The sequence below is a fragment of the Paenibacillus sp. FSL H7-0942 genome (assembly GCF_045040715.1).
GTDB classification, from domain to species: domain Bacteria; phylum Bacillota; class Bacilli; order Paenibacillales; family Paenibacillaceae; genus Paenibacillus; species Paenibacillus amylolyticus.
In genome coordinates, this window is sequence record NZ_CP150279.1 from 4327951 (window position 1) to 4341248 (window position 13298).

The 13298-nt window shown below is 47.9% G+C and carries 13 protein-coding genes; all 13 read right to left on the reverse strand.

The genetic code is table 11. The features are described 5' to 3' along the window. Window positions 1-119: 119 nt before the first annotated feature. The gene (locus MHI48_RS19180; protein ID WP_074095636.1) at window positions 120-1214 is read right to left on the reverse strand and encodes a prephenate dehydrogenase; all 1095 of its coding nucleotides are present in this window, start codon (window positions 1212-1214) and stop codon (window positions 120-122) included. Window positions 1215-1240: 26 nt separating this feature from the next. Continuing rightward, window positions 1241-2341, reverse strand: a complete 1101-nt coding sequence (hisC, locus tag MHI48_RS19185; protein ID WP_405141474.1) for a histidinol-phosphate transaminase — start codon at window positions 2339-2341, stop codon at window positions 1241-1243. An 86-nt stretch (window positions 2342-2427) separates the two neighbouring features. Continuing rightward, the gene (gene trpA / locus MHI48_RS19190) at window positions 2428-3234 is read right to left on the reverse strand and encodes a tryptophan synthase subunit alpha (protein ID WP_405141476.1); all 807 of its coding nucleotides are present in this window, start codon (window positions 3232-3234) and stop codon (window positions 2428-2430) included. Beyond that, window positions 3231-4430 (reverse strand): tryptophan synthase subunit beta, encoded by a 1200-nt coding sequence (trpB, locus tag MHI48_RS19195; RefSeq protein WP_017687714.1) that lies wholly within the window; start codon window positions 4428-4430, stop codon window positions 3231-3233. The genes trpA and trpB overlap by 4 nt, the downstream gene beginning before the upstream one ends. Then, window positions 4427-5128: a phosphoribosylanthranilate isomerase gene (locus MHI48_RS19200; protein WP_405141478.1), complete on the reverse strand. Its 702-nt coding sequence runs from the start codon at window positions 5126-5128 to the stop codon at window positions 4427-4429. Before MHI48_RS19200 ends, trpB begins: the two co-directional genes overlap by 4 nt. 35 nt (window positions 5129-5163) lie before the next feature. Further along, entirely contained in the window at window positions 5164-5952 is a 789-nt protein-coding gene (trpC, locus tag MHI48_RS19205; protein ID WP_340935425.1) for an indole-3-glycerol phosphate synthase TrpC, read from the reverse strand. Beyond that, complete coding sequence (gene trpD / locus MHI48_RS19210; RefSeq protein ID WP_091034830.1) at window positions 5942-6982, reverse strand: anthranilate phosphoribosyltransferase; 1041 nt, start codon at window positions 6980-6982, stop codon at window positions 5942-5944. The genes trpC and trpD overlap by 11 nt, the downstream gene beginning before the upstream one ends. Window positions 6983-7050: 68 nt before the next feature. After that, window positions 7051-8619 (reverse strand): anthranilate synthase component I, encoded by a 1569-nt coding sequence (trpE, locus tag MHI48_RS19215; protein ID WP_036607674.1) that lies wholly within the window; start codon window positions 8617-8619, stop codon window positions 7051-7053. Window positions 8620-9121: 502 nt separating this feature from the next. Beyond that, window positions 9122-9499, reverse strand: coding sequence for a chorismate mutase (aroH, locus tag MHI48_RS19220; protein WP_047843558.1), 378 nt, complete (start codon window positions 9497-9499; stop codon window positions 9122-9124). A gap of 5 nt (window positions 9500-9504) precedes the next feature. Then, on the reverse strand, window positions 9505-10599 hold the full coding sequence (gene aroB, locus MHI48_RS19225; protein WP_076317435.1) for a 3-dehydroquinate synthase: 1095 nt from the start codon (window positions 10597-10599) through the stop codon (window positions 9505-9507). 1 nt (window position 10600) lies between these two features. Next, window positions 10601-11770 carry a chorismate synthase gene (gene aroC, locus MHI48_RS19230; RefSeq protein WP_017687707.1) on the reverse strand — a complete coding sequence of 390 codons (1170 nt, stop codon included), beginning with the start codon at window positions 11768-11770 and terminating at the stop codon, window positions 10601-10603. Between the two features lie 178 nt (window positions 11771-11948). After that, window positions 11949-12743, reverse strand: a complete 795-nt coding sequence (locus MHI48_RS19235) for a protein-glutamate O-methyltransferase CheR (protein ID WP_047843560.1) — start codon at window positions 12741-12743, stop codon at window positions 11949-11951. Between the two features lie 25 nt (window positions 12744-12768). Further along, window positions 12769-13212, reverse strand: coding sequence for a nucleoside-diphosphate kinase (gene ndk, locus MHI48_RS19240; protein ID WP_017687704.1), 444 nt, complete (start codon window positions 13210-13212; stop codon window positions 12769-12771). Window positions 13213-13298 lie beyond the last annotated feature (86 nt).

The following is a 13298-nucleotide window of genomic DNA, read 5'->3' on the forward strand; positions in this document are numbered from 1 at the left end:
GAATTAATTATATCTTTCGGTAAATCAGGATAATAAATCCTTTTTTTGTGTGACTGAAAATCAAATAACAACTCCAATATAACCTCACAAAAAAGAGGGCTTTCGCCCTCTTTCTCGTCTTATATCCACACTTGATAGCCTAAGGAATCCAATAACGTCTTGGCTCGTTCCATGTCTTCTTCCTGACGGAAAGACAGACGCATAATGCCCGGCACATCCACCCGGTTTTCGATAATCTCCAAGTTGCTCAAGTTGATGTCATTCGCCCCAAGCTCAGTTGCGATCTTACCGATCATACCCGGTGCATCCTGAACATCAGTATACAGATCAAATAACGGCGAAATCATGCCTTTGCGTCGTTCTGGTAATATACTGCGAAACTCGCGGGCCTGACGGAATGCCTCCTCTATACCTTCACCGTTCTTATGTTCCAGCATATCCGTAAAGGCCGTCATCTGGCTATTCCAGTCCTTAAGCAAGCCCAGCAGTACATCACGGTTGCTAAGCAAGATATCTCTCCACACAATCGCGTCACTAGACGCAATCCGGGTAATATCCCGGAAACCACCTGCAGCCAGCATTTTATACAGTGGATTCGACTCATTATATTCACGCACCTGATTCACCAGCGCAACAGCAATAACATGTGGCAGATGACTAATCGCCCCCACGATGTCATCATGGAGCAGAGGCTCCACACGCACGATCTGTGCCCGCGTATACGCAAGCAGCTCAGACAGCCTGCTGTAGGCTTCCTCAGGTACATGTTCTGAAGGGGTTAAGACATAGTATGCATTCTCAAACAATACAGCTGAGGCCGCATCTACGCCTGCACGCTCCGACCCTGCCATAGGATGACCACCAATGAAGTAAGCGTCAGTCAACCGCACATGCTCGGCACAAGCGGCAATGGAAGCTTTAGTGCTTCCTACGTCCGTGATGATACATCCTTTTTTCAATGGCAGCTTGGAGAGCTTTTCGAAATAGGATTCAAGCAAACCTACGGGAACGCACAAAAAAATAAAGTCGGCATCCTCTACCGCTTCTTCCAGAGAGAGCGTAGCATCATCCACTACACCGCTCGCTATGTACTTGTCCTTCAGTTCATCCAAGTGGGCGTAGCCCATCACGGTTACACCTGGCTTGCCTTTGAAGCAGAGTGCCAGTGAACCGCCGATGAGTCCTACACCAATCATTGCAATTTTTAGTTTCATGGGTCCTCACTCTTTCATCGCCAGTATTAAGGGCGTGCTACCGCCTTCTCAGCCAGCGTGTTCTCCAGTGCCGTGACAAATGCACGGTTCTGTTCTGATGTTCCGACGGACACACGAATGTAAGTTGGGTATACGTGGAATCCTGAGCGAACGATAATGCCTTTTTTGAGCAAGGATTGGAACGCAATTGCCGAAGGCATATTCAGGTCAACCATAATGAAATTACCCTGTGAAGGGAAATACGACAACCCGAGCCGTGTAAATTCATTTTGCAGGTAATCCCGATCCGTTGCATTCCGCTTCGAGCACTCTTGAACAAAATCCTGATCCAGTAGTGCAGCTTTTGCCGCAACCTGTCCAAAACGGGAGGTGTTAAACGGTTCACGTACACGGTTAATCAAATCAATAATTTCGGGACGTGCAATACCATATCCGATCCGAAGCGAAGCCAAACCGTAAATTTTGGAGAATGTCCGCAGGATGACCAAGTTCGGATACCGTTCGATCAATGGTATACTTTGCGGGTATGCTTCATCGGTTACGAATTCATAATAAGCTTCGTCCAGTATGACCATCACATGAGCAGGCACACGGTCCATAAAGGCTGTAAGTTCCTGCTCGGAGATAATCGTACCTGTCGGATTATTTGGATTACACACCCATACTGCTTTGGTTTTGTCGTTAATTTGCGCGAGCATCGCGCTCAGATCATGCGTGCCATCTTTCAGAGGCACTTCGATGGACACGGCACCCTCAATATCTGCATTGCTTTTATATACAGAAAATGTCTGATCTGCCATGATGGTCTCGTCACCCGGCAAGAAGAAAGCTCTCGTGATCAAAGCAATAATCTCATCGGAACCACAACCAAATATTAAGTTGTTCCGTTCAACGCCAAGATGCTTGGCAAGAACTCCCGTCAGCTCAACCGAGCTACCGTCTGGGTATATGCTTATATTCGTCATTTCTTTCGTAATGGCTTCCAGGGCGGCAGGAGAACTGCCGTAAGGGTTTTCGTTGGAGGCCAGCTTGATGACTTGTTCAAGCCCCAGTTCACGTTTCACTTCTTCAATCGGTTTGCCCGGCTGGTACACAGGCAGATTGACAATCTGGGATTTCGGTTTCAACCCGACCGCCTCCTGTTATTGAAATAATGTTAGACACGAATCAGCGTGCACCTCATGTGTCCAAAAGATGTCCTTTCAGGACATCTCTATCCCTTTAATTGTGCCACAAAGTTGCGAATTTGCAACAGTCCCGCTGCACGCGTATCCGGATTTTCAAGCAGAGGAATCGCATCTTCCACCTGACGAACGATGGCACTACCTACTACAACGCCATCGCATATACGGGAGAAATGTGCCACCTGCTCATGACTGGAGATACCAAAACCTACCGCTACTGGGAGGTCTGTCAGACTTTTCACCGTCTCAATAAAGCTCTCTACGCCATCAAAGAAAGAAGCTCTCTCTCCGGTTACCCCAAGGGATGATACACAATAGATAAAGCCACTCGCGCCCGTTACAATCCGCTCAATCCGGGCATTAGATGTAGGTGCAACAAGCGGCACCAGATGCACACCAGCACGATTTGCGCGTTCTCGCATCTCTTCCGCTTCCTCAATCGGCAGGTCCGGAATGATCATGCCACTAATATCGTGTTTGACCAATTCATCAAAGAATACATCCAGGCCTGTCTGCAATACCGGATTATAATAGGTGAACAGTACAAACGGCAGTTTCACACCTGCCTTACGAGCTTTTGCAGCGGTTTCCATCACAGTACGAATAGTAATCTGGCTTTTCAGCGCACGTTCGGAAGCGCGCTGAATGACTGGGCCATCTGCAAGCGGATCGGAATAGGGAACACCCAGTTCCAAAATATCCGCTCCAGCCTGTTCAAGCTCCTTGATGATATCAATCGTTGTGTCCACATCCGGGTCTCCCACGGTTAAAAATGGAATAAGTGCCGTACGATTCTGTTCCTTCAATTGCTGGAAGGTCTCGTCCATCAGATTCATCCCAAGTCACCTCCCGTGTATTTCATGATCGATTCAACATCCTTGTCTCCACGTCCCGACAGACAAATGACTACAATATCATCTGCTGTAAGTTCAGGCGCCAGTTTGACAACTTGAGCTACCGCATGTGCAGACTCCAGAGCAGGAATGATTCCTTCCGTCCGACATAGGAGTTGCAGGGCATCCAGTGCTTCCTGATCCGTGATCGGTACATATTTTGCCCGTTCAATATCCTTGAGATAGGAATGTTCCGGACCAACACCCGGATAATCAAGTCCGGCCGAGATGGAATGCGCTGGCTGAACCTGTCCATACTCATCCTGCAACAGGTAACTCATAGATCCTTGGAATACACCATGCGTACCTTTGGTCATCGTTGCAGCATGATACTCGGTTTCGACCCCTTTGCCTGCGGCTTCAACACCAACAAGTTTCACATCCTGATCACCGATAAATGGATAGAACATACCAATCGCATTACTTCCTCCACCAACAGCGGCTACAATTACATCCGGCAAACGCCCTTCGATCTCCTGAATCTGACGACGGGTCTCATCACCAATCACACGTTGGAAATTCCGCACCATCATCGGATATGGATGAGGACCAACCACTGATCCGAGCACATAGAATGTATCCTCCACATTGCTGACCCAGTAGCGAAGCGCTTCATTACCAGCATCCTTCAGTGTCCGTGTTCCCGACGTCACCGGAATCACTTCTGCTCCGAGCAGCTTCATCCGAAATACGTTTAACTGTTGACGCTCTGTATCTTCTTCGCCCATAAATACTTTGCATTCCAATCCAAGCAATGCGGCTACGGTTGCCGTTGCAACGCCATGTTGACCTGCACCCGTTTCGGCAATAACTTTCTTTTTGCCCATCCGTTTGGCAAGCAAACCTTGTCCAATGGCGTTATTAATTTTGTGCGCGCCTGTATGATTGAGATCTTCACGTTTCAGATAAATTTTCGGCCCGCCCAATCGGCGTGACAATTGCTCTGCATGGTACAATGGCGTTTCACGTCCAGAATACTCGCTTAGCAGATAGTTCAGTTCCTTGTTGAATTCCTCATCTTCAGAGAAGTGGCTATATGCCTCCTCCAACTCTATGAGTGCGTTCATTAGTGTCTCAGGTACAAAGCGGCCTCCGAAGTGACCGAAACGCCCGTGTTGATCCGGCAATTGATGTGTCATGCCTGCTTCACCCTTTCTACGAATGCTGTAATTTTGGCAATATCCTTCACACCTTCAGTCTCCACGCCGCTGGATACATCGACGCCGAAAGGTGTATATGTCTGTATTAGTTGTTGTACATTGTCCGGCTGCAAACCTCCTGCAACGAACAGAGCAATTCCGCGACTTTTTGCCCATTCAGCATAGGCAGGGATTCGCTCCCAGGCAAACGTTTTCCCGGAGCCCCCTCCATATAGAGGATCATGGGTATCAAGCAATATCGCATCCACGTATTTATCATAAGTATCAAGAGCCCTTATGGCTGCATCATCAGCTTCCGGTCCCGTTTCATCTTTGGGAAAAGAAAAAACTTTGAACACTGCGGCATTCCACCGCTGCTTCACCTGCTGGCAAAATTCCGCAGTCTCCTGTCCATGCAGTTGAATAACATCCAGCTGAGCAATGTCCATAATGTGTTCCAGTTCTTCGAGCGTAGGATTCACAAATACACCCGCAAGCTTCGGCCGATCATAGGTAGACCATTCGAACAACACCGTTCTTAATGCAGCAGCCTGCTCGGGTTCGATTCGGCGGCGTGATTTGGCAAAAACAACACCAATGTAATCCACAGGCAAGTTTATCATCGATTTTAGCACTTCAACGTCCTGAAGTCCACATATTTTTACGGCCGCTGGCAGCGGGTTTCTCAGTTCTGACATACTGTCGCCTGTGCCATCGTGTATGGAAGTATTCATCATTTGGGTCCCATCAGATCATATACAGCCGCCTCGACATCATCCTTGCGCATGAGATGCTCACCTACGAGAATACCATGAACACCGGCCTGGATCAGAGGTACTGTTGATTCTGGTCCGTCAATACCACTTTCGCTAATCAAGGTAACGCTACTTGGAATCAATTCCATCAAATCCAGTGTCGTGTTCAGGCTGGTTTCGAATGTTTTCAAATTACGATTGTTGATGCCCACAAGTGTTGCCTGCGGAATCTCCAATACCTGCTCCAGTTCTGTTCGATCATGGACTTCAATCAAGGCATCCAGCCCCAAACCTTTGGCGAATTCCAGATATTGACGAATCTGTTCAGGTGTCAGAATGCTGGCAATCAGCAGTATCGCATCCGCACCCAGTAATCTTGCCTCGGCAATCTGTCGTTCATCTATAATAAAATCCTTGCGCAATAGCGGAATGTTCACTGCTTGATGGATAGCCTGCAAGTACTCGTTGCTGCCTTGAAAATATGACACATCTGTTAATACGGAGATGCAGTCTGCACCCGCTCGCTCATAAGCAGTAGCAATCTCTACCGGATGAAAATCCGGACGAATTAACCCTTTGGATGGCGAAGCCTTCTTCACTTCAGCAATAAGGCCGAGTTTGCGATTGCGTCCGCTTGATAATGCTTTTTCAAACCCCCGAGTTGCGGGTAGTTGTTCGATTTTTTGGATAGCTTCATCCATGCGAAATGTCTGTGCAAGAACTTCAACTTCTTTATGTTTGGTTGCAACGATTCGATCAAGATACATGACTGTACGCCTCCGTTGTATGAATTAACTGTTCAAGCTTCCCGGCAGCTTTGCCCGAATCTACCGCTTCTGCGGCAAGTGTCACCCCTTCAGCAATGCTATCTGCAAGACCGGATACATAGATGCACGCTCCGGCATTCAACAGAACGACATCACGATAGGCACTCTGCTCACCTTGGAAGATCCTCTTAATAATTTCGGCATTCTGTGCCGCATCTCCTCCAAGTACCGCTTCAAGCGGATGTAGAGACAAACCCATATCACGTGGATCAATATCATAGGTGTGCACTTCACCATTGCGAAGTTCAGATACCTGAGTTGGTGCCGAGATACTGATTTCATCCAGACCATCATGGCTGGCCACAACCAACGCTCTTTTGAGACCAAGACGATTCAGTACTTCAGCAATCATCGGCGTCCGGGAACGATCATACAGGCCAAGCAGTTGGCGATCTGCTCCCGCAGGATTCGTTAACGGTCCGAGCATATTGAAAATGGTACGAACCCCCAGCTCTTTTCTTGGTCCTGCTGCATGTCGCATGGAAGGGTGATATACCTGGGCAAAACAGAAGCAGATTCCGATATCATCCAGACATTGTCTGGCCTGCTCACCGTTGAGATGGATATTTACACCGAGTGCCTCTAATACATCTGCACTACCCGCTTTGCCTGAAGCTGAACGGTTGCCATGTTTGGCGACCCGAACCGAGACGGCCGAAGCAATGATCGCGGATGCTGTGGAAATGTTGAATTTGTGAATACCCGATCCACCTGTTCCACAAGTGTCCAGCAAGCCGCTGCCATCCGTTAGAATTCGTCCGCCCTGACCACGCATGGCTTCAGCAAAACCGGTGATCTCATCTACCGTTTCACCCTTCATCCGTAGCGCCATCAGCAAACCTCCGATTTGAGCCGGCGTTGCCTCACCTCTCATGATCGAGTACATCAAATCTCTTGCTTCGGCTTGCTCCAGATGGCTGCCCTCTAGAATCTTCGCCAGGCCATTTTTCATGCCTTCCTCACGAGTAATCTCAGCAATAGGGGTTACAGGGTTCTCATTCATTATTGGGTTTATGTTCATCTCCGGTCTCTCCTCTCTCAGTTCTTAGCGGCCGCTGGTGTGACAAAGTAGTCTGCATTCGCCAGTCTCAACGTGCTGTCCTTTTCTTTGGCAGGAAACATTGCTTCTGCTGTTCGAATCGCCTTGAGCAATGCTTTAGCTTTGTTAACCGTTTCCTCATACTCATTCTCAGGCACAGAATCCCATACGATTCCCGCTCCGGCCTGTACATATGCTTTTCCTTTTTTGAAAATAATCGTACGAATTGTAATACAGGAGTCCATGTTACCTGAGAAACCGAGGTATCCGATTGCTCCTGCATAAGCACCACGTGCCTCTTTCTCCAGTTCCGCGATAATCTCCATTGCACGCAGTTTCGGTGCTCCGGATACGGTACCCGCTGGCAAGCATGAGAGAAACGCATCGAAGAAATCCTTGTCTTCTCTAAGCTCGCCCGTAACGTTGGATACCATGTGCATAACGTGAGAATACCGTTCAATCTCCATGAACATGTCACACTTCACACTGCCGAAGCTGGATACCCGGCCCAGATCGTTACGACCCAGATCAACCAGCATCAGATGCTCCGCGCGTTCCTTCTCATCTTGGAGCAGATCAGCAGCGAGTGCACGATCTTCCGCTTCTGTTGCCCCCCTTGGACGTGTACCTGCAATCGGTCGTGTCTCCACACGATTCCCGTCCACCTTGACCAGCGCTTCTGGCGAAGTACCCACGATAATCTCATCATCCATTTTGAGGTAGTACATATAAGGTGATGGATTCAGGGTCCGAAGCACACGATACACGTGAAGCGGAGAAACTTCCGTATCAATGTGGAAACGCTGGGATAATACCACTTGAAAAATATCACCTGCGCGAATGTAATCTTTGGCTTGCTCTACATTACCGATAAATTGCTCCTTCGTGAGGTTGGAGCGAATATCCCCCAGTTCCACGTCTCCCGGAATGGAACGCGGATTCAGGTTCTCCCCTGGTCCTTGCTGTTGCAAACGTTCTGCCGCCTGCTCCAGCTTCTCCGAAGTCACTGCATACGCTTGACGTATCTCGTCATCCGTTGCACCGTCCTTGACGTGTACATTACCAACGAGCAGCATCTGCTGCTTCACATGGTCAAACACGATAATCTGGTCACAGAACATAAAGCGAATGTCATCCATATTCAGGTCATCCAGCGCGTGAGCTGGAAGTTTCTCATAATAGGACAGCAGGTCATATCCGAAGAAACCAATTGCCCCACCTGTGAATGGTGGCAGTTCATCATCTTTTGGACTGCGGTACTTACGCAGCAGTGCTTTCAGTTCTTCGATCGGTTTACCTGGCAATTCACGAGTCTTCCCTGCTTCTTCTACAACAATACGGCCCTTCTTGGCCGAAATCATCAGGAACGGATCTGTACCGATGAACGAGTATCTCGCCCATTGGATACCGCCCTCTACACTTTCCAACAGGAATGCCCGGTCGTTGTCAGCATAACGGCGGAATATTCGAATCGGAGTCTCCATATCTGCCAGAATCCGTTTGACTACCGGAATCAGATTATACTCATTCGACATTTTCAGTACTTGATTAACGTTTGGCGTTATCATCAGATCACGTCCTTTCAGATTTAGGTAGAAGAAAAGGTTATATGTACAAAAAAACCTCTACCATCAGGTAGAGGTTTGGTTATAAGCTGTATTTAACAGGGTGATGCTTCATAAATAACAAGTCCCTATACTTCGCTGTCGGATTATTCACAGGTCGCTGAATTGATGCATCTCACATCATCCAATTCGGGAAAATATATCAGTTATAACACTTCAACTACTCATTCCAATATTTCGTAAAATATAGGAGAGTGCCTTGATTGTGTTTGTACCAAAATATATCAAAACAAAGATGTCCTATGACACGTTTGTTTTCCCTGTTCCTGTTACCTATTCCGTAGCACGACGTACCGTGAATCAGTTGACCGGTTTCTGTTGCCCCGGTTACCACCCACTGGACTCTGCTATATACTCCACTAGCTCAGCTGCTCTCAGCTCAATCTCAACTCTACTCAACTGGTTCTCACTATACATCATTATGATCGGTTTGACAACCCACTACTTAAGAGCCGGAAGGTGCTGCCAAATCGGGACGTAATGCCTGTGCACCGTTCAGATACACATGGTTGATTTCATTCTGAGCTTTGTTTGTATTGACATGCACCATGAAACGAATGCACTGCGCCAAGGCACCTTTAACAGGAACCTCCAGTGCACACATTAGTGGTACGAGTTCCCAGCCATCCAGTTGGCGAATAGCTTTTGCCGGGAAAGCAGCATCCAGATCCCCAGTTAACGTAATCCACACACTGCAGATATCTTCCGGTTGGATCTCATTGCGATCCACGATCTCCTGCAACAATACTGCCGTTTCCTTCAAAATCTGTTCTTCGTTGTTCTGCGTGACTGTTGTAGCCCCGCGAATTCCCCGTGTGACCATCGCTGTTATTCTCCCTTCCTGAGCATTTCAATGACGTCCCGAACTGTCGACACAGGTACGTCCTTCACGATTCTTGCAGCCCCGATCCGATAAGGAATGATAAACACCATATGACCTTCACGGAACTTTTTGTCATGCATCATCGCTTCCATTAATGCATCCGTGTCGAGATGCGCAGGCATCGTTGTTGGAAGGCGAAGTGAACGCAACATGCGGACCGTATCTTCATAGAGCCCTGCTGGCGCACCAAGCTTCTCGCCAAGCAATGCTGAACCAGCCATACCGATCGAGATCGCTTCTCCGTGCAGAAATTCTCGATAACCGGCAATCGCTTCAATGGCATGACCAATCGTATGTCCCAGGTTCAACAACGCACGTTCTCCATTTTCACGTTCGTCTCTGGATACAATCTCCGCCTTAATGCCACATCCACGTTCCAAGCCGTATCCAAGTGCTTCCGGATTAAGCGCAAGCAGTTCTTCCGCATGTTCCTCACACCAATGTGCAAAAGCCTCATCACGGATTAGCCCGTGCTTCAGCATCTCTGACAACCCTGCCGATACATCTCGTGGCGGCAAGGATTGAAGTGTGTCCACATCATAGAGCACTAGCTCGGGCTGGTGGAATGCACCAATCATATTTTTGGCCAGCGGATGATTGACAGCCACCTTGCCGCCTACACTGCTGTCATGCGCCAAAATCGTTGTAGGTACTTGAACAAACTTGATTCCACGCATATATGTAGCGGCAACAAAACCAGCCAGATCACCTACGACACCACCACCTAAGGCCAGAATCGCAGAACTCCGATCCAGTTTGCCTTCGATCGCAACGGTCATCATATCCTGGTACACCGAAAGGGATTTCGATGTTTCACCAGAGGGTACAACCGCCGATACGACTGTATAACCAGCCGTACGCAGCGTTTGCTCCAAACCTGACAAGTATTTGGGAGCTACATTTTCATCTGTAATGATGAGTAACGGACTTTTTTTGGTCAACCCATATTGCTCAAAATATTGAGGGGCTTGTGCCAATAGACCGCTGCCAATCAGAATCGGATATGAGCGTTCCTCCAACTGTACCGTCAGCTGACGCATATTAGTAATTCTCCAGTTGAGCGTTATAACTAGCAACATTGGCACGGATCTCTTCCATGGAATCCCCGCCGAATTTCTCCAGGAATGCTTTGGCGATTTCCCACGCTACAACATGCTCCATAACCACACTCGCTGCTGGTACAGCACAAGCGTCCGAGCGCTCAACCTGAGCCGTAAATGCTTCTTTTGTATCAATATCAACACTTTGCAATGGCTTATACAACGTTGGGATCGGCTTCATCACACCACGTACAACGACTGGCATACCGTTTGTCATACCACCTTCGAATCCACCCAGACGGTTGGTTGCCCGGTGGTAGCCGCGTTCATCCGTATGCATGATTTCATCATGCACCTGTGATCCCCGAATAACTCCGGCTTCGAAACCGATACCAATCTCTACACCTTTGAATGCATTAATGGACATTACGCCTTGAGCGATTCGTGCATCCAGTTTGCGATCGTATTGAACATAACTACCAAGACCAATAGGTACACCTTCAACGATACATTCCACTATTCCTCCGATGGAATCGCCTTCTTGTTTAATCTGGTCGATGTAGGCTTCCATCTTCTTCTCTGTCTCAGCATCCGTAACACGTACAGAGGAAGCTTCTGTTACTGCGATCAGTTCATCAATCGGAAGGTCCTGATACGGAGCTTCGATCTCTCCAATGCGAAGTACACGTCCAGCTACCTTGATTCCGAATTCAGCCAGGAATTGACGTGCAATGGCACCACATGCCACACGTACCGTTGTCTCACGTGCACTGGAGCGCTCCAGTACGTTACGCAAGTCTTTAAGATTATACTTGAGTCCACCGTTCAGATCAGCGTGTCCGGGACGAGGACGATGAACGCGACGTTTCTCTTCGTCACTGCCTTCAATCGGCTCAATATTCATAATATTCTGCCAATGTTTCCAGTCGTTATTTTGAACAACCAGCGCTACCGGAGCACCTGTTGTATATCCGTGACGGATACCACCAACAAAATTCGCCTGATCCTTCTCGATCTGCATCCGGCGTCCACGGCCATATCCCTTTTGGCGGCGGTGAAGCTGGAAATTCAGTTCTTCAAAATCAATCGTCAAATTACTTGGCAATCCTTCAATAATAGCGGTCAATTGGGGTCCGTGCGTCTCCCCTGCGGTTAAATAGCGTAAACTCATAATACGTTCCCCCTTTAAACTGTTAAACTTCACATTGCTAAAATCCCATAATTTCTTTGCTTATTATAGTATAGCTGACCGGCTTTGACAAGAAAGTCGGCTCTTTCTTGTACTTGGTATACAAATAACCGCCTGAACACATGTACATGTGCTTCAGACGGCTCAACAACCATTATCATTATTTTTTCCGATAGAAGAATGTCTCTGCTGTCTCCAGACCATATTGTCCCGGGGAGAAGATCTGCTCCGTACTACCCACAAACAAAATACCGCCTGGACGCAAACTTGCTGCAAATTTGTGATACAACAGGTTTTTGGCTTCCTCGGTAAAATAGATCATGACATTTCGGCACACAATCAGATCGTACCCATCGTCAAAACGGTCCACCAGCAAATTTTGTTTCATGAACTTGATCGAATTTTTGAGTTGCTCATCAATACGGTATACCAAGCCATCCTGCTTGAAGTAACGGTTCGCCGTTTCCTTTGGCACATCCTTAAGCGAGCGTTCCATATAACGCCCTTCCTTGGCTTTGGCCAATGCACCTTCATCCAGATCACTTGCCGTAATGGAGCTGTCCTTCAAAATGCCCATCGTGTCCAGAATCATGGCAAGTGTATAAGGTTCTTCACCTGTTGAACAGGCCGCACTCCAAACTTTAGCACGACGCTTGGACCCCAGCAGCTCAGGCAGGATCTCGTCCCGCAGCACTTCCCAACGATTGGGATTACGCCAGAATTCCGACACGTTAATCGTCATACGATCAAGGAATTCGTAAAACAATGATTTATCTTTCTGCATAGCTTCAAAAAAGTTAGAAAATGTATGAAACCCGTTTTTGTTGCGAAGTGTGGTCAGCCTTCTTTTCATCTGGCCTTCCTTGTATTGAGCAAGATCAATGCCTGTGCTCTCTTTGATTTTACGAATGAATCCGGTGTAATCCGGGTCTAGTAGTTGTTCTTGCTCCAGCATCGTGTATCACCCTTTTGGCTAATAATTACAACCAGGCTGCGATGCTCTTGTCGTATACCACCAGTTCATCTGAAGCAAAGAAATTTGCTGCTTCACGGGAAGCACTTTCCGGTGAATCTGCCCCATGAATCAGATTATGTGGTGTGTGGCTGGCGAAGTCTCCGCGAATGGTACCCGGAGCTGCTTCCTTCACATTGGTTTTTCCGATGACGATGCGCGCAAGCGCCACAATATCGTCGCCTTCCCACACCATGGCAAATACAGGCCCCGATGTGATAAAACGAACCAGATCATCGAAAAATGGTTTACCCTCATGTTCAGCATAATGGCGTTTTGCCTGATCCTCAGACATCTGCACCAATTTGCCTGCCACCAACTTAAATCCTTTGTCTTCCAGACGGCTAATAATTCGACCGATCAATCCACGCTGCACACCATCCGGCTTCACCATCAAAAATGTACGATCCATCAGCTCACTCCTCACTCACGGTTCAAAGTTAATCACTATGTAAACGCAATCCCTCTGATTGTAACATACATGTCCAAATCCTCCCA